20 protein-coding genes are annotated in these 22431 nt (G+C 52.1%); 9 read left to right on the plus strand and 11 right to left on the minus strand.

All coding sequences use genetic code 11. The features are described from left to right. Positions 1–19 precede the first annotated feature (19 nt). Positions 20–1423: a class II fumarate hydratase gene (gene fumC, locus ACLJRS_RS03360; protein WP_000259121.1), complete on the plus strand. Its 1404-nt coding sequence runs from the start codon at positions 20–22 to the stop codon at positions 1421–1423. On the opposite strand, the gene tus is transcribed toward fumC, so the two are convergent. From tus to rstA, 5 genes are all read right to left on the minus strand, one after another. Further along, positions 1420–2349 (minus strand): DNA replication terminus site-binding protein, encoded by a 930-nt coding sequence (tus, locus tag ACLJRS_RS03365; RefSeq protein WP_000092492.1) that lies wholly within the window; start codon positions 2347–2349, stop codon positions 1420–1422. The genes fumC and tus overlap by 4 nt on opposite strands. A 75-nt stretch (positions 2350–2424) precedes the next feature. Continuing rightward, positions 2425–3726: a two-component system sensor histidine kinase RstB gene (gene rstB / locus ACLJRS_RS03370; protein WP_000732949.1), complete on the minus strand. Its 1302-nt coding sequence runs from the start codon at positions 3724–3726 to the stop codon at positions 2425–2427. A 111-nt stretch (positions 3727–3837) separates the two neighbouring features. Next, the gene (locus ACLJRS_RS03375; RefSeq protein WP_000928660.1) at positions 3838–5544 is read right to left on the minus strand and encodes an amidohydrolase; all 1707 of its coding nucleotides are present in this window, start codon (positions 5542–5544) and stop codon (positions 3838–3840) included. 152 nt (positions 5545–5696) lie between these two features. Further along, positions 5697–6839 (minus strand): porin OmpC, encoded by a 1143-nt coding sequence (ompC, locus tag ACLJRS_RS03380; RefSeq protein ID WP_000824336.1) that lies wholly within the window; start codon positions 6837–6839, stop codon positions 5697–5699. 479 nt (positions 6840–7318) lie between these two features. Continuing rightward, positions 7319–8050 carry a two-component system response regulator RstA gene (gene rstA, locus ACLJRS_RS03385; protein ID WP_001080048.1) on the minus strand — a complete coding sequence of 244 codons (732 nt, stop codon included), beginning with the start codon at positions 8048–8050 and terminating at the stop codon, positions 7319–7321. A gap of 126 nt (positions 8051–8176) precedes the next feature. On the opposite strand from rstA, the gene ACLJRS_RS03390 reads away from it, so the two are divergent. After that, positions 8177–8512, plus strand: a complete 336-nt coding sequence (locus tag ACLJRS_RS03390; protein WP_000524877.1) for a GlpM family protein — start codon at positions 8177–8179, stop codon at positions 8510–8512. Positions 8513–8573: 61 nt separating this feature from the next. On the opposite strand, the gene ACLJRS_RS03395 is transcribed toward ACLJRS_RS03390, so the two are convergent. Next, positions 8574–9956 (minus strand): amino acid permease, encoded by a 1383-nt coding sequence (locus ACLJRS_RS03395; RefSeq protein ID WP_000412353.1) that lies wholly within the window; start codon positions 9954–9956, stop codon positions 8574–8576. A gap of 298 nt (positions 9957–10254) precedes the next feature. Continuing rightward, positions 10255–11199, minus strand: a complete 945-nt coding sequence (ydgH, locus tag ACLJRS_RS03400) for a DUF1471 family protein YdgH (RefSeq protein WP_000769294.1) — start codon at positions 11197–11199, stop codon at positions 10255–10257. Between the two features lie 526 nt (positions 11200–11725). On the opposite strand from ydgH, the gene pntA reads away from it, so the two are divergent. Together pntA and pntB are read left to right on the plus strand one after the other, a co-directional pair. Next, positions 11726–13255, plus strand: coding sequence for a Re/Si-specific NAD(P)(+) transhydrogenase subunit alpha (gene pntA, locus ACLJRS_RS03405; RefSeq protein WP_001219364.1), 1530 nt, complete (start codon positions 11726–11728; stop codon positions 13253–13255). A gap of 10 nt (positions 13256–13265) precedes the next feature. Further along, positions 13266–14654: a Re/Si-specific NAD(P)(+) transhydrogenase subunit beta gene (gene pntB / locus ACLJRS_RS03410; RefSeq protein ID WP_000014056.1), complete on the plus strand. Its 1389-nt coding sequence runs from the start codon at positions 13266–13268 to the stop codon at positions 14652–14654. Positions 14655–14828: 174 nt separating this feature from the next. Here the strand turns inward: pntB and ACLJRS_RS03415 are convergent, their stop codons facing one another. Next, complete coding sequence (locus tag ACLJRS_RS03415) at positions 14829–15863, minus strand: AI-2E family transporter (RefSeq protein ID WP_001118272.1); 1035 nt, start codon at positions 15861–15863, stop codon at positions 14829–14831. Between the two features lie 417 nt (positions 15864–16280). Between ACLJRS_RS03415 and mdtJ the strand changes: the two genes are divergently transcribed. Then, a complete protein-coding gene (mdtJ, locus tag ACLJRS_RS03420; RefSeq protein WP_000500278.1) occupies positions 16281–16643 on the plus strand; it encodes a multidrug/spermidine efflux SMR transporter subunit MdtJ in 363 nt (120 codons plus the stop codon). Further along, positions 16630–16959, plus strand: coding sequence for a multidrug/spermidine efflux SMR transporter subunit MdtI (gene mdtI / locus ACLJRS_RS03425; protein ID WP_001183824.1), 330 nt, complete (start codon positions 16630–16632; stop codon positions 16957–16959). The genes mdtJ and mdtI overlap by 14 nt, the downstream gene beginning before the upstream one ends. A 39-nt stretch (positions 16960–16998) precedes the next feature. Here mdtI and ACLJRS_RS03430 read toward each other — a convergent pair whose 3' ends face one another. Both ACLJRS_RS03430 and asr read right to left on the minus strand, forming a co-directional pair. Next, positions 16999–17820 (minus strand): trypsin-like serine peptidase, encoded by an 822-nt coding sequence (locus ACLJRS_RS03430; protein ID WP_000549649.1) that lies wholly within the window; start codon positions 17818–17820, stop codon positions 16999–17001. Positions 17821–18088: 268 nt separating this feature from the next. Next, positions 18089–18337 (minus strand): acid resistance repetitive basic protein Asr, encoded by a 249-nt coding sequence (gene asr, locus ACLJRS_RS03435; RefSeq protein WP_000756314.1) that lies wholly within the window; start codon positions 18335–18337, stop codon positions 18089–18091. A gap of 235 nt (positions 18338–18572) precedes the next feature. Here asr and ACLJRS_RS03440 point away from each other — a divergent pair, with 235 nt between their 5' ends. Next, entirely contained in the window at positions 18573–18665 is a 93-nt protein-coding gene (locus ACLJRS_RS03440; protein WP_001068154.1) for a KPN_01571 family protein, read from the plus strand. A 66-nt stretch (positions 18666–18731) separates the two neighbouring features. Here ACLJRS_RS03440 and ACLJRS_RS03445 read toward each other — a convergent pair whose 3' ends face one another. Next, the gene (locus ACLJRS_RS03445) at positions 18732–19985 is read right to left on the minus strand and encodes an MFS transporter (RefSeq protein WP_000091796.1); all 1254 of its coding nucleotides are present in this window, start codon (positions 19983–19985) and stop codon (positions 18732–18734) included. Positions 19986–20104: 119 nt separating this feature from the next. Between ACLJRS_RS03445 and ACLJRS_RS03450 the strand changes: the two genes are divergently transcribed. Both ACLJRS_RS03450 and mlc read left to right on the plus strand, forming a co-directional pair. Then, positions 20105–21004 (plus strand): LysR family transcriptional regulator, encoded by a 900-nt coding sequence (locus ACLJRS_RS03450; RefSeq protein ID WP_001019577.1) that lies wholly within the window; start codon positions 20105–20107, stop codon positions 21002–21004. A 127-nt stretch (positions 21005–21131) separates the two neighbouring features. Then, positions 21132–22352, plus strand: coding sequence for a sugar metabolism global transcriptional regulator Mlc (gene mlc / locus ACLJRS_RS03455; protein WP_000225087.1), 1221 nt, complete (start codon positions 21132–21134; stop codon positions 22350–22352). Positions 22353–22431: the final 79 nt, after the last annotated feature.

Raw genomic sequence — 22431 nt, forward strand, 5'->3', positions numbered from 1 at the left:
CTTGAGTAAGGAGCAGGTAATGGTAACGGTACGCCGCGAGAAAGATTCAATGGGCGCGATTGAAGTCCCGGCAGATAAACTGTGGGGGGCGCAGACTCAACGTTCGCTGGAGCATTTTCGGATTTCCACGGAGAAAATGCCCGTCTCGCTCATTCACGCTCTGGCGTTGACCAAGCGCGCCGCTGCGAAGGTCAACCAGGACTTAGGGTTGTTGGCGGCGGAAAAAGCCAGCGCGATTATCCAGGCGGCTGATGAAGTGCTGGCGGGAAAACATGCTGATGAGTTTCCGCTGGCGATTTGGCAGACCGGGTCCGGTACGCAAAGCAACATGAATATGAATGAGGTGTTAGCGAACCGCGCCAGTGAAATTTTGGGCGGCGTTCGCGGTATGGAACGCAAGGTGCATCCCAATGATGACGTCAATAAGAGTCAAAGCTCAAACGATGTGTTCCCAACCGCCATGCACGTGGCGGCGTTACTGGCGTTACGCGAACACCTCATCCCGCAATTATCCGCATTAACGGATACGCTTCGCGATAAATCCCACGCTTTCGCCGATATTGTCAAAATTGGCCGTACTCACCTGCAGGACGCGACGCCGCTCACCTTAGGCCAGGAGATTTCCGGTTGGGTAGCCATGCTGGAACATAACCTCAGACACATTGAGCACAGTTTACCGCACGTCGCGGAACTGGCGCTCGGCGGAACCGCAGTAGGGACAGGGCTTAATACCCACCCGGAATATGCCCGGCGCGTGGCCGAGGAACTGGCGACGATTACCGCGGCGCCGTTTGTTACCGCCCCGAATAAATTCGAAGCGCTGGCGACCTGTGACGCGTTGGTACAGGCGCATGGCGCATTAAAAGGACTGGCGGCCTCGCTGATGAAAATCGCCAACGATGTTCGCTGGCTGGCGTCCGGCCCGCGCTGCGGCATTGGCGAGATTGCTATCCCGGAGAATGAGCCAGGCAGTTCCATTATGCCTGGTAAAGTGAACCCGACCCAGTGTGAAGCGGTAACGATGCTATGTTGCCAGGTAATGGGTAACGATGTGGCCATCAATATGGGGGGCGCATCGGGCAACTTTGAGCTCAACGTCTATCGTCCGATGGTTATTCATAATTTTCTGCAAACGGTGCGCCTGCTGGCCGATGGCATGGAGAGTTTTAATAAACACTGTGCGTCAGGAATCGAGCCAAACCGCGAGCGTATTACGCAGTTGCTGAATGAGTCGCTGATGCTGGTCACTGCGCTGAATACGCACATCGGTTACGATAAAGCGGCGGAGATTGCGAAGAAGGCGCATAAAGAAGGGCTGACGCTCAAAGCCTCAGCCGTGGCATTAGGATACCTTAGCGACGAGGAGTTCGACGCCTGGGTACGTCCGGAGTTGATGGTTGGCAGTATGACGCCGGGACGTTAATCCGCCACATACAGGTGCAGTCGCGGAATAATCAGTCGCAGCGGCTGCGCCTGTGGTTTAAAACGGTGCTGAATATTGTCGGCGTCATAGTTTTCCAGCCCGCCAATATCCGGCACGCCAGCGCCGTTGTCCGTGTTGATTAACGCGATAATCGGCGTGGGACAGGCGTGTTGCACCTGTTTCTGCTGGCCCTTATACCAGATGCGGGCGATCGGCTGTACTTTAACCGGACGCTTAATCTTGAGTCGGGCCTGCTGCGGTAAGGCAGCGATATCCTGATATTCCCGTTCCAGCTTGAATTGCCATTGTTCGCGCGTCCACGGCGGGACGCTGCGCGGCGACGCGAGGCTTTTTTTCAACTGGCTCAGAACCTCATCCCGGCTTAAATTTTTAATAATATGTTTATTTGCCCAGCCGAAACGTATGGTGGCGGGGTTATTGATAAGCGTCAGCGTGCGGTAAGCGTTCAGAGTAATTAAGCCGGGTAGATGCCGATGCACCCACTCAAAACGTGCCGCTGAGGGAAGACCGGACTCTACCGTAACCATCTGCTCGAAGGTGGTTTTCAACTGGTTAATGCGCTGTACCTGATTTTCCAGATCTAGCTGTGTCGCATTATCCACTTGATAGCATAAAACGCCAGGCAGGCGGACGGCGGCTTTACTGCTGCGGTTTTCGGACTGCTGTTGAATAAACAAATGGCGATAGTGACGTAGCGCCAGCGCTTCGGCCTCTTTCCCCAGATGTTGCGTTACCTCGATAGTATCCAGCGGCGCATGTTCCGCCTCTTTGGTCACCTGCGGCAGTGAAAAGACACGGGCGATAAGTAGCGAATGCTGCTGTAGATTATCCGTCAGCGCCGCCAGGTGTTGTTCTATCTGGCGGAAAGTGCCATTCAGGCGTTCAACGAGATCGTAGCGGGACATGGTATCACTCACTTTAGTTACAACATACTATCTGTATAGCACAGTTCCCGCCGCTCAACCAGCGTGCAAAATGCGTCAGGCAGCGGTCATGTCGGGCATCGCGTGCCAGACCGGCCAGCGAAAACTAAATTTTGCGCCGCCCAGTTCGCTCTCGTCACAGACGACGCTACCGCCCATCGCTAGGGCGATAGAGTGTACGATGGCGAGTCCAAGCCCGCAGCCGCCTGTCGCCCGGTCTCTACTGGGGTCGAGTCTGACAAAAGGTTCAAATATGCGCTCACGCGCATCCGCTTCAATGCCGGGGCCATCATCTTCGACTATCAATGTTGCCTGACTGCCGTCGAGTAACAGGCTGACCTGAACGGTGGTACGACTGTAGCGCAACGCATTATTCAGCAGGTTATCCAGCACTCGCGACATTAACCGCATATCAAGCGCGCCATAATCGCCGATTACAGATGTGAGAAGGTTTACGGCACGTTCCGGGGTCACGCTCTGCACATCCTGCAAATGCGCGAGCAACCATGCGGGGAGGTCGGGTTCGGTCAACATCAGTTCATTTTGTGGTCGGTCAAGGCGCGCATAGGTGAGCAGTTCTTCAATCAGCGCTTCCAGTTGACCAATATCGCGATTGAGCGCCTGTGATTCCGGCGGTGTCAGATTTTCACTCATTTCAAGCCGATAGCGTAAACGTACCAGCGGCGTGCGAAGCTCATGGGCGATACCGTCAATCAGCTGTTTTTTACTGGCGATCAGGGCATTAATGTTATCCGCCATCTGGTTGAACGCGACGCCCAGACGTTCGAAACTGGAGCCATTATCGAAGTGCAGGCGTTCAGTCAAATGACCCTCGCCAAAGCGCTGCGCGGCGGATTCGAGCCTGAGCATTTCTTGCCAGTGCGGGCGCATCCAGATAAACACAGGAAAGGCGAGAGAAAAGGCAATGAGCGCCATTAAGGCGATATCCAGCAGTCGCATTTGATGCAGGAAATAGAGATAGGGAACCGGGCCAACCGCCAGGACGTAATGGCTGCGCGGGATACGCTGAATAAAGGTGTATTGATCGTCAAGCGCGACAATATCGCCTTCACGCAGTCGCTGCGTGGTGGCGGCATCAAGCTTATAATGATTTAACGGTTCAACGCGTAAATCGAAAGAGAGGTTCAGGTCCATCTCTTTTAACGTTTTCCCCCATTCACGCGGCGGAATTTCCCGCAGTTCGCTGCGCATCAGATAGAGCGAACTTTTCATCAGATCGTCGAGCGATTGCCTGCCCGCGCGTTCGGCAGTGAATTTGTACACCAGTCCGACCAATAAGGTCATGACCAGAAAACAGACGAACAGCAAAAGGTAAAACTGCACAAACAGCTTTTTCATCAACGCCCACCGGATCTCAATACATTAACTCTATCGCGGCGCTGACGGAAAAGATTTCCCGTCAGCGCCGCTGGTGGGTTATAAAAGCAGGCTTTGCGTCAACTGACAACCTCATTGTCCGGCGTTAAGGTCCGGACTTTCGTGAACAATGCGTCCATCGACAAGCGTTAAAACAGCGCGAATGGTATCAATTCTGTCTTCGGGCATCGTCATAAATGGCTGATTGAGTACCGCCAGATCGGCCTGTTTTCCGACGCTAAGCTGGCCCCGGTTTTGTTCGGCAAAGGCGAGCCAGGCGGCATGACGTGTATATAACGCTAGCGCTTCCAGACGCGTGAGCCGCTCGCTGGCGGGTTTACGCACGGAACCGCCTGACGCTATACCGGTGATATGATATTCGATAGCGTGCCAGACACCGGCAATGCCAATACGCGTCGAATCGGTGCCGCCAGCTACGACAAGCCCTTTATCCAGCGCCAGTCGAACCGGCGGCGAATTGTCCGTCGCGCTGGGTGGATTGGCGTCACGGATGGCAAGCCCCTCAAAGTAAGGCCCCATTTGCACAGTGTATGCCAGACCCAGCTTACGCATTCGCTCAAGCGTCTGTGGCGAACCGGTATTCAGATGCGCAATAGACCAGCGGAGAGGGCGCAGATCGTACTGCTGCGCTACCTGCTCAAAAATCGTCAATATCGCGTCGGCGCTGTCATCGGTATAGGCATGGATCTCAAGCGGTATTCCCCGTTTTGCCGCAAACGTCGCGACCTGGCGAAGCGCGGTTTTGTCCTGCTCTGAGGAAGAAAACCCTGGGGCCATCCGCACGCCGTCATTCATTCCGGCCACCAGGCTTTCCCCCAGACCAAGAAAAGCCAGTTGCCCGTCATCGGCACGCGCCGGGCGAAAGGCCATCAGGTTGCTGAACCACTGCGCTTCATGACCTTTCGCTTCTGGCTGTACCGGAATGCGATACCCCACGCGCAGCGGTAAATCCCCCTGGTTTCGCATTGCAAATAAAGGCTCATAAGCGGCGGCAGGCCCGGCAGAGGGGTCAATGATGCCGGTCACGCCGCGAGCGTTCATATCAGCGAAAAATTGCCGCAGACCACCCTCACGATCGGCGTTACTACTTATGCTGGCAAAAAGCTGGTTAAACGCGGCGATGTCACCAAATAATTTCCCCGTGGCGCTACCTTTTGCGTCGCGCTCTACGCCGATTCCCGCTAAATCAGGAGGAGGGGTGTCGTTAAGGCCAAGTACGTCTATACCGCGCTGATTCACTAACGCATAGTCGTAAAGATACTGAATATAAGCCGGATGATCGGGAAGGGCGTGGCTCAATTCGGCTACCGTCGGCGCCCGGTTTTCTGCAAATTGCGCCGGTATCCACGATCCCACTACGGCTACCCATTGATCGTGGGGACGACGGTTAGCGTCGGCGCGTAATTTATCCAGCGCGTCTTTAAGCGAAGGGCTGTCGTACCAGTAGGTTTCGAATGTCCAGGTTTGTCCGCCGCGAATGGCGTGAATGTGGGTATCGGTCAGGCCGGGTATCACGGTTTTACCCTGTAAATCGATGGTACGGGTATGGTCGCCGCGCCATTCATTTGTCGCCGTATCATCGCCAATCGCCACAATCCGCGAGCCGGAAATCGCCAGCGCGCTGGCCTGCGGCTGGGCATCATTCAGAGTGATGATATTACCGTTATGTAAAATAATATCCGCTGCCGGGCGGGCGGCGGTGGCTGCGCCTGTGGCCATGAGCAGAAAGAGAAGCGCGGTTCTGGAAAGCAGAGGCGGGACGAGACTGATCATTAGCATGTTCCTTTTGTCGGGCGATAAGCAAACCATAGAGAGCGAACAAGAATTGTTCAATCTGTGCCCAGGGAACAGTGCGTTCTGTTTTTAGAACGGTGGTAATGAAAAAAGAAAAGCCCGCCGAAACGGCGGGCTTGAGAAGAATTAATGAATAATTAGAACTGGTAAACCATACCCAGCGCGACAACGTCATCGGTATTAATGCCGTTATCTGCATAGAAGTTATCGTCGTCATCCAGCAGGTTGATTTTATAATCAACATAGGTGGAGAAGTTTTTGTTGAAATAGTAGGTGGCGCCGACATCAGCATATTTGACCAAATCTTTGTCATCATTTACGCCGTTATTGACAAGGTCTTTACCTTTAGACATCAGGAAGGAAATTGCCGGACGTAAACCGAAATCAAATTGGTATTGCGCAGTAACTTCAAAGTTTTGTGTTTTATTAGCCACACCACCATGAGCATCAGAATCCAAAGAGCCATATGGCGTCATATTCCGGGTTTCAGAATACATAGTGGCTAAATAGATGTTGTTGGCATCATATTTCAAGCCAGCAGTCCATGCATCTGCTTTATCGCCTTTTGCATACTGTTCGCCACGCGAAACCTGATCGTTTGTACGGTCAGATGTTGTGTAAGCAGCACCTGCGCTAAAGCCCATGCCAAAATCGTAAGTGGTAGAAATACCAAAACCATCTCCGTTTTCTCTACGGAAATCGTCATCATCAGTACGGTTATTTGTACCTTCATTACCGTTACCGCTATTTTCATTATTGCCCTGGTATTGTAGAGCAAAACTCAGACCGTCTACCAGACCGAAGAAATCAGTGTTACGGTAGGTGGCCACGCCGTTAGCACGACCGGTCATGTAGTTGTCAGCGTAAGTATAGGAGTCGCCGCCGAACTCAGGCAGCATATCGGTCCAGCCTTCCACGTCGTACAGGACGCCGTAGTTACGACCATAGTCGAATGAGCCGTAGTCGCCGAATTTCAGGCCGGCGAATGCCAGACGAGTCCAGGAATTAGCGCCCTCGCCTTCGGTAGTGTTAGCCTGAACGTTATATTCCCACTGGCCGTAACCAGTCAGTTGGTCGTTAATCTGCGTTTCGCCTTTAAAACCGAAACGAACATAGGTTTGGTCGCCGTCAGAGCCACTATTGTCAGAGAAATAGTGCAGGCCGTCTACTTTCCCGTAAAGGTCCAGCTTATTGCCGTCTTTGTTATAAACTTCAGCGGCGTGTGCCGCGCCAGCAGCCAGCAGAGCCGGGATGACAAGTGCCAATACTTTTCTTTTCATTTTTTTATCCTTAAAAACTTAACTTATTTGCAAAAGATTGAACTTCTACAGATTCGTTGAATCAAAGGCATCCTAATCTGAATAATATTATTTCAGCAAATGCTAACTTTTCTTATATGTTATTAATTAATACAAAAGTTACTGTCGGAAACGAATATATTTATGGTGAATATATTTGTTGTTATATATTCATGGTTGTGATTTGTTTGATTTCACAATTTGCGAAAAAAGATGGCAATATAGCGGCGGGCAGACATTCTGTTATCAATTTTGTGAACTGGCTTCGAGTTTTTTTTATTTAATTTTCTTGAGCGAAAAAGACGTAATGATGAACCGCAACGCAGAGAAAACGGTAATAAAGGGGCTGTTCCGACTAATAAAAATAGCATCCATGTATACAATGTCTGTTTTTTGAACAGTGGCGGTGATGAGCATCGCCACTATGACTTGATAAAGGCAGGTAAAATCTGTCGGCTAACTTATCCCGTCGTTTCGTCCCAGGCATGAGGGGCAAAAAGATAGCCTTTATTGCGAATGGTCTTTATACGATAGGGCTCAGCAGCGCTATCCAGCAGTTTCTTACGCAGGCGGGAAATCGCTACATCCACGCTGCGATCCAGACCATCATAATTGACGCCGCGCAGCGTTTTTAGCAACGCGTCGCGATCCATAATTTGTCCGGCGTGTGTCGCCAGTTCCCAGAGCAATTCAAAATCGGCGGTGGAGAGCGATATGAAATCGCCATTGAGCTGGACCGCCCGGTTAAGGGGATCGATGGTTAACGCGCCAAAACGCAGCGCTTTATGCGGCGTAAGCGCGCTCTCCTGAAGACTTTTTGCCTGTTGCGTTTGTTCGCTTTGCCGCAGGTGTAAGCGCAGACGCGCCAGCAAAACGGCCGGAGGCGTGGTTTTGAGGATGTAGTCGCAGGCGCCCATCTCCAGCGCCAGAATATGATTCATATCACTGTCCAGCGAGGTGAGCAGGACAATCGGGCCTTGCCAGCGGTGGCGCAGATCGCGGCATATCGTCATGCCATCTTTACCTGGAAGCATAATATCCAGTAAAACCAGATCGGGCTGAGTGGTGAGGATAAGATCCTCCGCCCGGTCACCACGCGGCTCAACAATGACATCAATATCATGTTTCGCCAGATAAGCGGCAATGAGAGAACCCACTTCAGCGTCGTCTTCAACAAATACAATGCGGTTCATATTATAAATGGGGAATAGAAAACGCCAACATACACCGCCTCTGTTTTCCCTTCCATAAATCTTTTCTAAACGAGAGCGGTTCCGTTATGCTACACGCTGTTGTTATTAGCATGTTAAGGCAAGGTAATGGGACTCGTGATTAAAGCTGCCCTGGGGGCGCTGGTCGTCGTATTGATTGGTCTGCTGTCAAAAACGAAAAATTATTATATCGCCGGATTAATTCCTCTGTTTCCAACGTTTGCGCTTATCGCGCACTATATCGTGGCCAGCGAGCGGGGCATCGACGCGATGCGTACCACCATCGTCTTTAGCATGTGGTCGATCATTCCTTATTTCATTTATCTTGCAACGCTATGGTATTTCAGCGGCGTGATGCGCCTGCCCGTCGCGCTTGGCGGTGCGGTGGTCTGCTGGGGGCTAAGCGCGTGGCTGCTGATTTTTTGCTGGATTAAATGGCATTAATATTGGCAAAGACCGTGGTTTCCCCATCGTAATACAGACGGATATTACGATGGGGAGGTTGTCAACCCACCAGCATCCACGTAGCCGGAACCGCCGCGACCAGCAATAAACCAATCAGCACGACTTCCTGACGATTTAACACGTTGTCATGCTTGTGCGTCCGACGCGCATACAGGAAAACCAGTAATCCAGGTGCGTACAGCACGACGGACAGCAGCAGGTGCATGGGACCCGACGCGTATAACAACCATAAGCCATAAATACAGGCTCCGATACCGACCGCCCGATGGAGGGGACGTGTTGCAATCTTCAGCAGAAATGCGCCGACCAGAAAGTAGGGCACCAGAATCATTTCTGACGCAATCGTCAATAGCGTGTTGTAGTCCGAACCGGTCAGCCAGATCAGCACCAGACAGATTTGCACACAGATATTGGTGAGCCATAACGATGCAGAAGGCGCGCCTTGCGCATTTTGTCGCGCGAAGATGCCCGGGAAGGATTTATAGGCTGCCGCCAGAAATGGCACCTCCGCCGCCATAATAGTCCAGCTTAGATAAGCCCCGCAGACAGACACAATCAGTCCCGCTGCAATAATAATTTCTCCCCACGGCCCCATCATTTTTACCATTAGTCCGGCCATCGACGGGTTACGCATCTCCGCCAGTTCCGGACGCGCCAGAACGCCAAGAGAAAGCAGCGTGACCAGGAGATATATTCCCAGCGCCGCGAGGACCGCCAGTAGCGTGGCGCGGCCTACATCGCGTTTATTTTTCGCTCGGGCCGAGACGACGACGGCGCCTTCAACGCCAATAAATACCCACAGCGTAATAAGCATGGTGTTCTTGACCTGTTCCCATACGGGAATACCGAGTTCAACACCGGTGAAGTCCAGTGTGAAGGTATCCAGTTTGAACATCATGATAGCCAGCACAATAAACGCGCCGAGCGGTAACAGTTTCGCCAGAGTCGCAACCAGATTGATGCTGGCTGCCGTTTGTACGCCGCGCAGGATGAGGAAATGGACAATCCAGAGCAGGACTGAAGCGCCGACAATAGCCTGCCAGGTATTACCGTCGCCAAACAGACGCAGGGCAGGCGTATCGGTAAAGAAACTCAGCGCTGAAAAAACGATAACCAAATAGGATACGTTGGCGATGACCGCGCACAGCCAATAGCCCCAGGCAGAACAAAAGCCAATCAGTTCGCCGAAGCCTTCGCGGGCGTAAGTAAAGATACCGCCGTCAAGCTCGGAGCGAATGCGCGTAAGGATTAACATGGCGAATGCCAGTAAGAGTATCCCCACGCCGGTAATGGCCCAGCCAATTAACAACGCAGCCGGACTGGCAACGGCGGCCATATTCTGGGGCAGACTGAAAACACCTGCGCCAAGCATTGAGCTTAAAACCAGCGCGGTCAGCGCGCTCAGTCCCAGTTTTTTTTCCATTGGTATCCAGCTATAAAAATGAAATTGGAAGAATAATTATTATGGCAAAACGCATAAAAATGGTGAAAGCCACTAAGGCGCGGGATTTTACGGAGAGAAGGGACCGCATGCAACGGCCTGGATAAGATTTATCGCCAAAAAAGCGAAAAGTGAGATTCATCGCGATATTTGACGGAACTGGCATCCCGCGAGAAAGTGCCGGATGGTGGCTTATCAGGCCTGCCGTTGAACGATCGTGTAGGCCTGATAAGGCAGGTATGCCGCCATCCGGCGAGAAAGCCTGATGGCGACGCGCGCCTTATTTATAGAGGTCGGCGCTGATGGTGATGTTATTACCGCGCTCCTGCCACTGACGCGTAATATGATAATACTTAGCGCCTTTCTTCGCCGCGCGTTTGGCGACCTGGTAGGAGATTTCTGTCATATTGCCGTAGTTGCCGGTGAACTTAACGCTGTCGAAAGGCACCATCATCGCAGCCGTCGCTTTATTCAGCTCCTCAACTTTTGTGCCATCCGGTAGTGTGACAGTGTAACGCCCGCCTTTGGAGGATTGCGTTTCGAAGAAACGGCCTACTTCGGCGCTCGGCGAGGCTGACGTGGCGACGCCTGGAATTTCGACTTTCTTCGCAGCTTCGCCGCCCTGAGCCAGCGCAGCGCGGCCAGCTTCAGAGTCTGCCGGAATAGCGTCGGGGCTCTGGACGATGCGTTTTTTCGCATCTTGTTTATAGATAAATGCAGTGATGCGCTGGTTTCCGCCCTGATTCGCATCTATCTGACGAACAATATAGAAAGCGTATGCGCCTTTTTGTTTCGCCGCTTTCGTAATGGCATCGTTAACTTCCGGCTGGCTACGGTAGAAGCCCTGAACGGTGACGGTGTCATACGGTTCTAATTGTACGGCCTGGTCTTTCGGTAATTCCACGATGCCATTAATGACACGATTTTTGGGCGCGTCGGCTTTCGGCGCGTCGGCTTTATACACGTCCGCCACAACACGCCAGTTACCACTGTTGCCGAACTCCGAGGTGTCGACAACATAGAAGGAGGCTGCGCCTTCTTTATCTGCGCGGCGGGACACGGCGGAGACCGCATCGCCAATAGCATTAAAACGACCGGTAATAACGATGCGGTCATAAGGTTTTAGTGCAGCCGCTTGCTCCGGCGTCAGTTCTGTTGCTGCATGGACAGAAAAAGCAGCCGCAGAAAGCAGAGCCGACGCCAGGAGAGTGTTCTTAAGCTTCATAAAAATAATCCTTCGCCTTGCGCAAACCAGGTACTGGTATTGTTATTGACTAGAAACGTGGCTGATTATTGCATTTAAACCATATGGATGTCTGCGGGATTTTTCACGCATCGTGTCATGTATCCTATCTTTGATGATAACATTTGCCGATATGTCGAAAAAAACGGCGTCCGGGCGGCTAAGCTAATGAAGCGCATAAATTTAATAAGTTAATTTAATGTTAATTTCTTGATCTCACCAGGGGTTTAATGATGTTTTGCTGTCAAATTTGAGCGAATTATCAGCCCTCGCAGGCCATTTTCAAGGCATTATGGCTGCTTAGCGGCTGAATCGTTCATGTTTTGCAAATTTGATAAAAAATTCTGTTTTTTGGCGCTAGATCACAGGCGTTATTTTCAGTAGGTTATAGAGAGTTTGTAACGGTTTTATTCTGCTGGGGTAACATTTACCTCAAACGCGGGCAGGCGTACGCTTCTCGCGCTTACTGACAAACCATCATCAAAAATACCGATGGAAGGGAACATTTATGCGAATTGGCATACCAAAAGAGCGGTTACCCAATGAAACCCGTGTCGCTGCGACGCCGAAAACGGTAGAGCAGCTACTGAAGCTGGGGTTTAGCGTCGCTATCGAAAGCGGGGCGGGTCAACTGGCAAGTTTTGACGACAAAGCGTTTGCGCAGGCTGGCGCGGATATTGTAGACGGCAATGCTATCTGGCAGTCGGAAATTATTCTCAAGGTTAATGCGCCTGAAGAAGAGGAAATCGCTTTACTGAACCCCGGGACTACGCTGGTCAGTTTTATCTGGCCTGCGCAAAATCCTGGGTTAATGGAGAAACTTGCCGAACGTAAGGTCACGGTGATGGCGATGGACTCCGTGCCGCGTATTTCCCGCGCGCAGTCGCTCGACGCGTTAAGCTCAATGGCGAATATCGCGGGTTATCGCGCCATTGTAGAGGCCGCGCATGAATTTGGGCGCTTCTTTACCGGCCAAATCACCGCCGCCGGGAAAGTGCCGCCGGCGAAGGTGATGGTGATTGGCGCGGGCGTAGCCGGTCTTGCGGCTATCGGCGCGGCAAACAGCCTGGGGGCGATTGTCCGCGCGTTTGACACTCGTCCTGAAGTCAAAGAGCAGGTCCAGAGTATGGGGGCTGAGTTCCTCGAACTGGATTTTAAAGAGGAAGCCGGTAGCGGCGATGGTTACGCCAAAGTGATGTCCGAGGCGTTTATCAAAGCGGAAATGGCGCTCTTTGCCGCCCAGGCCAAAGAGGTCGACATCATTGTGACCACTGCATTGATTCCGGGTAAACCAGCGCCGAAGCTGATTACCCGCGATATGGTCGATTCTATGAAGGCTGGCAGCGTGATTGTCGACCTGGCCGCGCAGAATAGCGGTAACTGCGAATATACCGTCGCCAATCAGGTTGTGACGACGGACAATGGCGTAAAAGTGATTGGCTACACCGATCTACCGGGGCGTTTGCCGACGCAGTCATCCCAGCTTTATGGCACCAACCTGGTTAACCTGCTGAAGCTGCTGTGCAAAGAGAAAGACGGCAATATTGACGTGGATTTTGACGATGTCGTGATCCGTGGCGTGACGGTGATTCGCGACGGCGACATTACCTGGCCTGCGCCGCCAATCCAGGTTTCCGCGCAGCCACAGGCCGCGCCTAAAGCAGCACCTGCGCCAAAAGAGCCGGAAAAGCCCGCTTCACCCTGGCGGAAGTATGCGTTAATGGCGCTGGCGATCATTCTTTTTGGCTGGCTGGCCGATGTCGCGCCAAAAGAGTTCCTCGGCCATTTTACCGTGTTTGCGCTCGCCTGCGTGGTTGGTTATTACGTGGTGTGGAACGTGTCTCATGCGCTTCATACGCCATTAATGTCGGTGACCAACGCAATTTCAGGGATTATTGTTGTCGGGGCATTATTGCAAATTGGTCAGGGCGGCTGGGTCAGCTTCCTGAGCTTTATCGCGGTGCTTATCGCCAGCATTAATATTTTCGGTGGCTTCACCGTGACTCAGCGTATGCTGAAAATGTTCCGGAAAAACTAAGGGGTAACACATGTCTGGAGGATTAGTTACAGCTGCATACATTGTTGCCGCGATCCTGTTTATTTTCAGTCTTGCCGGGCTTTCAAAGCATGAAACGTCCCGCCAGGGGAATAACTTCGGTATTGCCGGGATGGCGATCGCGTTGCTGGCGACCATTTTCGGGCCGGATACCGGCAACGTAGCATGGATTCTGGTCGCCATGATTATTGGCGGCGCGATTGGCATCCGCATGGCGAAAAAAGTTGAGATGACCGAGATGCCGGAGCTGGTCGCGATTCTGCACAGTTTCGTGGGCCTGGCGGCGGTACTGGTTGGTTTTAACAGCTATCTGTACCATGACGCCAGTCTGGCGCCGGTGCTGGTGAATATCCATCTGACCGAAGTCTTCCTCGGTATCTTTATTGGCGCAGTCACTTTCACTGGATCGATCGTAGCGTTTGGTAAACTGCGCGGCAAAATCTCTTCTAAGCCGTTGATGTTGCCTAACCGTCACAAAATGAACCTGGCGGCGCTGGTTGTTTCTTTCCTGTTGCTGCTGGTTTTTGTCCGTACCGAAAGCGTGGGTCTACAGGTTCTGGCGCTACTGCTGATGACCATTATCGCGCTGGCGTTTGGTTGGCATCTGGTCGCTTCTATCGGCGGGGCGGACATGCCGGTGGTTGTTTCAATGCTGAACTCCTATTCCGGTTGGGCTGCCGCGGCGGCTGGCTTCATGTTGAGCAACGATTTGCTGATTGTGACCGGCGCGCTGGTCGGTTCGTCAGGCGCGATCCTGTCTTACATTATGTGTAAAGCGATGAACCGCTCTTTCATCAGCGTTATTGCTGGTGGGTTCGGTACTGACGGCTCCTCAACAGGCGACGATCAGGAAGCTGGCGAACATCGCGAAATTACGGCGGAAGAGACCGCTGAGATGCTGAAAAACTCCCACTCCGTCATTATTACGCCGGGGTACGGGATGGCGGTGGCGCAGGCGCAGTATCCGGTGGCGGAAATCACCGAAAAACTGCGTGCACGCGGTATCAACGTGCGTTTCGGCATTCATCCGGTGGCGGGTCGCCTGCCGGGGCATATGAACGTGCTGTTGGCAGAGGCGAAAGTGCCTTATGACATCGTGCTGGAAATGGACGAAATCAATGATGATTTCGCCGATACCGATACCGTGCTGGTGATTGGCGCGAACGATACGGTGAACCCGGCGGCGCAAGACGATCCCCGCAGCCCGATCGCCGGTATGCCGGTTCTCGAAGTGTGGAAAGCACAGAATGTCGTGGTCTTTAAGCGTTCAATGAATACTGGTTATGCTGGTGTGCAGAACCCGCTGTTCTTTAAAGAGAATACGCAAATGCTGTTTGGCGATGCCAAAGCCAGCGTGGATGCAATTCTGAAAGCGCTTTAATCTTTTAAACGTGCGGCGGCCTCTTCGGAGGCCGTTTTTATACACTTCATCCTTTACGCTGCCTCTTTGTTGGCTGCGCTCAGAAACCCCGGTCACATCGTTATCTATGCTCCCGGGGATTTCTTCCCTTGCCGCCGCGAGGCATCTTGAATGATTTTGTGTATGTATTGCATTTTATCTTTTGTTTAAATCGCTAAGCAGAACGGCGATACTCTGCCCGCCGGTGGTCTGTTCGAGGGCGATTTTGACAATGATGGTTAACGGAACGGAGAGCAACATGCCCACCGGACCTAATAGCCAGCCCCAGAAAATTAACGACAAAAATACCACTAAGGTTGAAAGGCCTAAACCACGTCCCATGATTCGTGGCTCAAGGATATTGCCGAAGACCAGATTAATCAGCAGATAGCCTGCCAGCACCAGCAGCGCATCATAAAACCCGTTAAATACCAGCACCTGAATAATGGGTGGCAGGGCAGCGAGCACCGATCCAATATTAGGAATATAGTTCAGCGCGAAGGCCAGTAGACCCCAGACAAAGGCGAAGCGGACATCCAGCACGGCCAGCATTCCCCATGCGACCAGCCCCGTCACGATACTGATCGCTGTTTTTAGCACCAGATAATGGGAAACGCTATCAAGCGCGCGTTGAATTGCCGCCATGCCCTCCACCGGACGGCTCATCATCTGCTGCAGTTTTTCAGGCAGTTGTGGAACCTCCAGCAGCATAAATACCACGGTCAATAACAATAAAAAGATGGACGACATGGCATTGGACAGTTGGGTGAGCAGGTTCGTTACCAGAGTCATGGCGGCGTTTGGATCGATATATTTCGCCAGCTCATCAACCGACACGCCAATGCCTGCTCGCTGTAACCACGGTTCAATACGTTGCAACGGTATCACCAATGAGGAGCGATACTGCGGTAGGGTACGAGCCAGTTCATTTAATGATGTTCCCAAATAGGCCAGTAGTAGTACCATTAACATAACAATAATCACAATGAGCAATGATACGGCGATAACGCGCGGAATTCGGCATCGGGTCATCCGTTGTACAACGGGATTGAGAACGACTGCAATAAATAACGCCAAAATAAAGGGAACAATGATATCTGCGGCGAAGCGGATACCGCTCAGAATAACCACCAGCATTCCCAGCATAATGACGATTTTTAGACCATTGAGCGTGATGATCGGTTTTGCCATATCAGTCCCTGTTTTCTGATGCCGACACGAATAATAATGTGATGTCGGTCGACCTGTTCTGGTTAAAATCAAACACTTCAGGTAAAGAAGTGAAAATATTTTGAGTTAATTCCTGGCTTATGATACAAATCAGGCGTGTTCAACTACCGAGGACAATTATCATCCGCGATGACGAGAAGCAACACTGCGGATAATTGTAATATTATGGACAATATGTTCAGCGCTTTTTTCTCCACGCAAACGCATCTTCACTCTACCTCCTTTTTCCTGCTTATCGGCGAGCAGCACTGGCGTAACGCACTTTAGTCTCTCACTTCTGCCTGAGCTGGCGCAATGCGCTGTGCTAACTGATTTTATTTTTTAGTTTGCTGCGTGCAGCAGACTCGAAAGAGTATATTCTCATGCAGGAGAAGTGTCATGTTTTACTGGATTTTATTAGCTCTGGCTATCGCGACTGAAATTACTGGCACGCTCTCAATGAAATGGGCTAGCGTGGGTAATGGCAATGCGGGTTTTATTTTAATGCTGGTGATGATCACGCTGTCATATATATTTCTTTCTTTTGCGGTAAAAAAGATTGCCCTGGGTGTAGCGTATGCCTTATGGGAAGGGATCGGCATTTTATTTATTACCATTTTTAGCGTGCTGCTATTTGATGAAGCATTATCAACCATGAAGATTGCCGGCTTGCTGACGCTGGTCGCCGGCATCGTATTGATCAAATCAGGGACGCGTAAACCCGGCAAACCGGTGAAGGAGGCGACTCGTGCAACAATTTGAATGGATACACGGCGCCTGGCTTGGGTTGGCAATAATGCTGGAAATCGTGGCTAACGTACTGTTGAAATTTTCGGACGGCTTTCGCCGTAAATGCTATGGCATCTTATCGCTTGCCGCTGTTCTGGCCGCCTTCAGCGCGCTTTCCCAGGCGGTAAAAGGGATAGACCTGTCGGTGGCGTATGCGTTATGGGGCGGTTTTGGTATTGCCGCCACGCTGGCGGCGGGCTGGGTGCTCTTCGGCCAGCGCTTAAACCCCAAAGGCTGGGTTGGCGTGATATTGCTGCTCGCCGGAATGGTCATGATCAAATTTGCCTGAGACGATCGCTGCCTGTCGGTTCAGGCAGCGATTCCCGCATTAATCCTGCGCCAGAGCTTTCAGCTTATCGCGAAAGCCGGTGACGGATATAGCGCGGTTATCGGCGCGCCAGCGATCTTTAGCCGCAGGGGCGGAGCTTTGTACGCCAATGAGCTGCCATCCGCTATCCGTGTGCAATAAGAGCGGCGAGCCGCTGTCGCCAGGTAACGTGTCGCACTGGTGTGAGAGTACGGCATTCTGCGCCCAGCCGGTCACGACGCAATCCTGATGGGAATAGAGCGCATTCAGATGATCTTCCGGATAACCGGACTGCGTGACTTTTCGGTCTGCGGCTTTCAACGCCGCAGTGAGCGCCGCTTTATCGCCGGTAAATAAAGGCACTGGCGTGATACCGGAAGGTGGGTAGCGCAATATTACCAGACCAAAATCCCAGCTTGCCGCGGCAGGCGGCACAATCCAGCCATCGCCATCCGCTTTCAGGCGTCGGCCCAGCGACGGTTCAACGCGGCCTTCAATGCCGTGGATTTCATAGCGCCATACTCCTTTTCGCGCCACAAAACGCAGCGCAACCGCCTTGTCTGGTTTTCCTTTCGGTGGCGTTAGCAGGCAGTGACCTGCTGTCAGGGCGATATGCGGGGAGATAAGCGTTGCCGTACACAAATTACCGCTGGCGGTCTCTAGTTGCCCGATGGCATCCCACGGCGATTGGGTAGGATCGGCGACGGGCACCCGATCATCATGGTTAAAAAAAAGCGTTTTGACGTCGCTGGCATCCGTGGCGTCTGTTTCAGCCCCCCTGGCTTTCGCCATAACCGGTAAAAAACACACTATGCCCAGTAATACAGCAATGGTTTTATGCATATCACACTCTGGTGGGTAATTATGATTATTAACAACAAACCCTCAGTACTACTATAGACGTGACGGTAAGAAAGTGGGAGTAAAATCAGATAACTACACTCAGGAAAGATAGAAATGCGTGGCAATAACGGCGCATAAAATAAGCACGATAAGAATGAGCTCAAAGCGGTAGCGAGACACTTTTTTGCCCTCCCGGAAGGCGGCGCTAAACCAGAACAATTTAGCGCCGTAAAAACGGGCGCGGGGGCGCGCCGCAGCATGTTACGACTTACGCAGCCGGTTGAGTAGTTGGTTTTGACGTGGTTTTGGCTGGCGCTTTACCACCTTTTTTCTGGTGCTTTTTAGCCGCCTGCGCTTTTTGCTCAACGGTTTTCTTATGCTGTTTTTTGTGGTGCTGGGTGGTCTGGGTTGTTTTGGCAGGCGCTGCGGTTTTCGCAGGCGTTGCAGTCTCAGCCGCGAATGCTGCGGAAGAGAGACCCATTGCAGCGGCAACAACCAGAGCTAATACTTTTTTCATTTTGATACCCTCGATTTGGTTTTCATTCAACCCCACTGCGGGGCCGGTGAAATGACTATATCGCTGTTATCAAAAGGCTTCCGTGAGTGATTGGTTTCGGCATGTAACGCTATGTACAATCCCCCGGTAACGCGATGTCAGCCCCCACCATAATAGGTAGCTTTACGTTACCGGCCGTTATTTTTGGCCGCAGAGTCGGTAATATCCGCCCTCCAGAATAACAGGCACACCGTATATGAATCCGATAATCTGGGTGGTATTTACGCTTCTGGCGCTGGATGCAATCAGAGAAGTTATGGGCGTATCAAGCCTGACAGGTCTATGGTGAACAGTGAGTCGTGGCGTGAAACCAGCCCGGCGATAGCGCACGTTGCTATCGCCGGAATATTTCTTTTCAGGCATGAAGACGGTGATGTAACCGCGTCCCGACCAGGATGGCCAGCACCAGCATTAGCGCGATAAAACCACCTACGCCGTTCCAGCCGTAACTATGCCAGAATACGCCGCCTAGCGTCCCGGCGATACTGGACCCCAGATAATAGCTGAAAAGATAAAGTGACGAGGCCTGTCCCTTCGCCCGGCGCGCACGCGGGCCAATCCAACTACTGGCCACGGAGTGCGCGGCGAAAAAGCCGGCGGAAAAAAGCAGCATCCCGGCAAAAATCAGCCAAAGCGAGGTAAAAAGCGTCAGTAAAAGCCCACCCAGCATTACTGCGGTAGAGAACAGCATCACCGGCCCCCGGCCATAGCGTGAGGTCATTGCGCCAGCTTTCGGCGAGCTCCATGTGCCGGTGAGATAGGCTACAGATAACAGTCCGACCACGGCCTGGCTTAATTCCCAGGGGGAGAGCATCAGGCGATAGCCAATGTAGTTAAACAGGGTGACGAACGCGCCCATCAGTAAAAAGCCTTCCGCAAACAGCAGAGGTAACCCTCGATCGCGCCAGTGGAGACGAAAATTAATAAATAGCGTTTTAGGCCGTAGCGACGTGGGACGGAAATGTTGCGAGGCGGGTAAAATCTTCCAGAACATCAGCGCGGACGCCAGCGCAAAGCATCCGATGGCCGCCAGCGCGATGCGCCAGTTAAAAAAGTCGGTCATGACGCCGCTTAATAAACGCCCGCTCATCCCGCCGATGGAATTACCGCTAATATAAAGCCCCATAGAGAAAGCGACAAAGCTGGGATGGATTTCTTCGCTCAGGTAGGTCATTCCCACCGCGGCGACGCCGCTTAACGACAGACCGATCAGCGCGCGCATAATCAGAATACCATGCCAGCTGGTCATCATGGTTGATAACAATGTGCAGCAGGAGGCTAATAACAAGGCGGTGACCATCACCGGTTTACGGCCTATCGCATCAGAAAGCGGGCCGGTAAAAAGTAAGCCGATAGCCAGCATGGCGGTAGAAATAGAAAGTGAAACGCTGCTGCTGGCGGGGGAGACGCCAAACTCCTGGGAAAGTACCGGTAGTATAGGCTGAACGCAATAAAGGAGCGCGAAAGTCGCCAGGCCCGCGGAAAAAAGGGCCAGCGTGACGCGCATGAAAGGCGCTGTACCGCGTTTAATAAATTGAACCGGCTGAGAATGGCGTTGTTCATCGATATCGCTCGCCGTGGCGTCATCGAGAATAGTTGTACGACTCACGTTAAATCCTTGCTTTACATCTCCGTCAACAGGAGACGGGTATAACCGACATGTAAAGCATAGAAAAAGCAAAATATTCTGTCTAATATATTAATTGTCTCAAATAAGACGTTAAAAATATGAATATCGAATTACGTCATTTACGTTACTTTGTGGCGGTAGCAGAAGAGCTGCATTTTGGTCGCGCCGCCGCGCGCCTCAATATCTCGCAGCCGCCGCTGAGTCAGCAGATACAAATTCTGGAGCAGCAGGTCGGCGCGCGATTACTGGCGCGGACCAACCGCAGCGTAGCGTTAACCGCCGCCGGGCGACAGTTTCTGGTGGATAGCCGACACATCCTGAGTCTGGTAAACGACGCCGCCGCTCGCGCCGAGCGGTTGCATCAGGGCGAAGCGGGTGAAATCCGTATTGGCTTTACGTCTTCAGCGCCTTTTATTCGGGCGGTATCGCATACCTTTTCGCTGTTCCGCCAGTCCTATCCGGGAGTGCATATGCAAACGCGTGAAATGAATACGCGTGAGCAAATCGCGCCGCTCAACGAAGGCGTACTGGATATTGGCTTGCTGCGGAATACGCCGCTGCCCGACACACTTAATCGCGAGGTGATTTTGCATGAGCCGCTTATGGCCATGATCCCGCGCGAACATCGGCTGGCGCAAAAGCCGGTCGTCAGTCTGACAGAACTGGCGGAAGAACCTTTCGTCTTTTTCGATCCGCATGTCGGGACGGGCCTCTACGACGATATTCTCGGCCTGATGCGGCGCTATAACCTGTCGCCGACCATCACGCAGGAGGTTGGCGAGGCAATGACTATTATCGGTCTGGTGGCGGCGGGACTGGGCGTCTCGATTCTGCCGGCATCCTTTAAGCGTGTACAGATGAGCGAGATGCGCTGGGTTCCCCTGGCAGAAGAGGACGCCGTATCTGAAATGTGGCTGGTATGGCCAAAGCATCATGAACAGAGTCATGCCGTACAGCGGTTTTGCCAACTGCTATTACTGGCTGCCCGACGGGATTAATTACGCTTAAAAAGGGTGAAAATGTGCAGTTAATCACACGGCTAAGCAAAAAGTTGACGGCGAGTATTGAAGTGTTTCACCATAGCACACAGATTATTTCGGAGCGCGAAAATAAAGGGAGTGAGCGGTGGTTGCTGATAGTCAGCCTGGGCATATCGATCAAATTAAGCAGACCAATGCTGGCGCAGTGTATCGCCTGATTGATCAGCTCGGACCGGTATCGCGAATTGACCTGTCTCGTCTGGCGCAGTTGGCGCCTGCCAGTATTACGAAAATTGTTCGCGAAATGCTGGAAGCGCATTTGGTTCAGGAACTTGAAATTAAAGAGGCGGGCAGTCGTGGACGTCCCGCCGTCGGGCTGATGGTGGAAACGGAGGCCTGGCACTATTTATCTATTCGTATTAGCCGTGGCGAAATTTTCCTTGCGCTGCGCGATCTTAGCAGCAAACTGGTGGTAGAAGAGTGTCTGGCGCTGCCGTTAAACGAAGCTACGCCGTTGCTTGAGCGAATTATTACGCACGTTGATCGGTTTTTTACCCGCCATCAGCAGAAACTGGAGCGTCTGACCTCCATTGCCATTACGTTACCGGGCATTATCGATACCGAAAACGGCGTTGTGCACCGGATGCCGTATTACGAAGATGTCAAAGAGATGCCTTTGGGAGATGCGCTGGAGCGGCACACCGGCGTACCGGTTTACATTCAGCATGATATTAGCGCCTGGACGATGGCAGAGGCGCTTTTTGGCGCCTCACGCGGCGCGCGCGACGTTATCCAGGTGGTGATTGATCATAATGTGGGGGCGGGCGTTATCACCGACGGTCATTTGCTTCATGCGGGTAGTAGCAGTCTGGTAGAGATTGGGCATACCCAGGTCGATCCTTATGGTAAGCGCTGTTATTGCGGTAATCATGGCTGTCTGGAGACCATCGCCAGCGTCGATAGCGTGCTGGAACTTACGCAGCTTCGGCTTAATCAGTCGATGAGTTCAATGTTGCACGGCCAGCCGTTAACGGTAGATTCACTGTGTCAGGCGGCGATGCAGGGAGATCTATTAGCAAAAGATATTATTAGCGGCGTTGGCGCGCATGTCGGACGCATTCTGGCTATCATGGTGAATTTATTTAATCCGCAAAAAATTCTTATTGGTTCGCCGCTAAGTAAAGCGGCTGATATCCTTTTTCCAGCCATTGCTGACAGTATCCGTCAACAGGCGCTGCCCGCCTACAGCAGGAATACGGTTGTGGAAAGCACGCAGTTTACCAACCAGGGTACGATGGCCGGGGCGGCGTTGGTAAAAGACGCGATGTATAACGGCTCTTTGTTGATTCGTCTATTACAGGGTTAACATTTTTTAACTGTTGTACAAAAATTTGCGCTAACTCAAGCTGATTGCCCTTGCCATATCTTAGACTTTCTCCACTGTA

Origin of the sequence: Salmonella sp. SAL00670 (assembly GCF_046552235.1) — a bacterium.
GTDB lineage: Bacteria > Pseudomonadota > Gammaproteobacteria > Enterobacterales > Enterobacteriaceae > Salmonella > Salmonella enterica.

Bases quoted from the DNA above. Each gene is read 5' to 3' on its own strand.
- ACLJRS_RS03430 (WP_000549649.1), bottom strand. From the start codon at position 17,820: ATGCATAAAACCATTGCTGTATTACTGGGCATAGTGTGTTTTTTACCG.
- mdtJ (WP_000500278.1), top strand. From the start codon at position 16,281: ATGTTTTACTGGATTTTATTAGCTCTGGCTATCGCGACTGAAATTACT.
- pntB (WP_000014056.1), top strand. From the start codon at position 13,266: ATGTCTGGAGGATTAGTTACAGCTGCATACATTGTTGCCGCGATCCTG.
- ompC (WP_000824336.1), bottom strand. From the start codon at position 6,839: ATGAAAAGAAAAGTATTGGCACTTGTCATCCCGGCTCTGCTGGCTGCT.
- ACLJRS_RS03415 (WP_001118272.1), bottom strand. From the start codon at position 15,863: ATGGCAAAACCGATCATCACGCTCAATGGTCTAAAAATCGTCATTATG.
- tus (WP_000092492.1), bottom strand. From the start codon at position 2,349: ATGTCCCGCTACGATCTCGTTGAACGCCTGAATGGCACTTTCCGCCAG.
- ACLJRS_RS03450 (WP_001019577.1), top strand. From the start codon at position 20,105: ATGAATATCGAATTACGTCATTTACGTTACTTTGTGGCGGTAGCAGAA.
- pntA (WP_001219364.1), top strand. From the start codon at position 11,726: ATGCGAATTGGCATACCAAAAGAGCGGTTACCCAATGAAACCCGTGTC.
- ACLJRS_RS03375 (WP_000928660.1), bottom strand. From the start codon at position 5,544: ATGCTAATGATCAGTCTCGTCCCGCCTCTGCTTTCCAGAACCGCGCTT.
- asr (WP_000756314.1), bottom strand. From the start codon at position 18,337: ATGAAAAAAGTATTAGCTCTGGTTGTTGCCGCTGCAATGGGTCTCTCT.
- fumC (WP_000259121.1), top strand. From the start codon at position 20: ATGGTAACGGTACGCCGCGAGAAAGATTCAATGGGCGCGATTGAAGTC.
- rstB (WP_000732949.1), bottom strand. From the start codon at position 3,726: ATGAAAAAGCTGTTTGTGCAGTTTTACCTTTTGCTGTTCGTCTGTTTT.
- ACLJRS_RS03440 (WP_001068154.1), top strand. From the start codon at position 18,573: ATGAATCCGATAATCTGGGTGGTATTTACGCTTCTGGCGCTGGATGCA.
- ACLJRS_RS03390 (WP_000524877.1), top strand. From the start codon at position 8,177: ATGGGACTCGTGATTAAAGCTGCCCTGGGGGCGCTGGTCGTCGTATTG.
- ACLJRS_RS03395 (WP_000412353.1), bottom strand. From the start codon at position 9,956: ATGGAAAAAAAACTGGGACTGAGCGCGCTGACCGCGCTGGTTTTAAGC.
- ydgH (WP_000769294.1), bottom strand. From the start codon at position 11,199: ATGAAGCTTAAGAACACTCTCCTGGCGTCGGCTCTGCTTTCTGCGGCT.
- rstA (WP_001080048.1), bottom strand. From the start codon at position 8,050: ATGAACCGCATTGTATTTGTTGAAGACGACGCTGAAGTGGGTTCTCTC.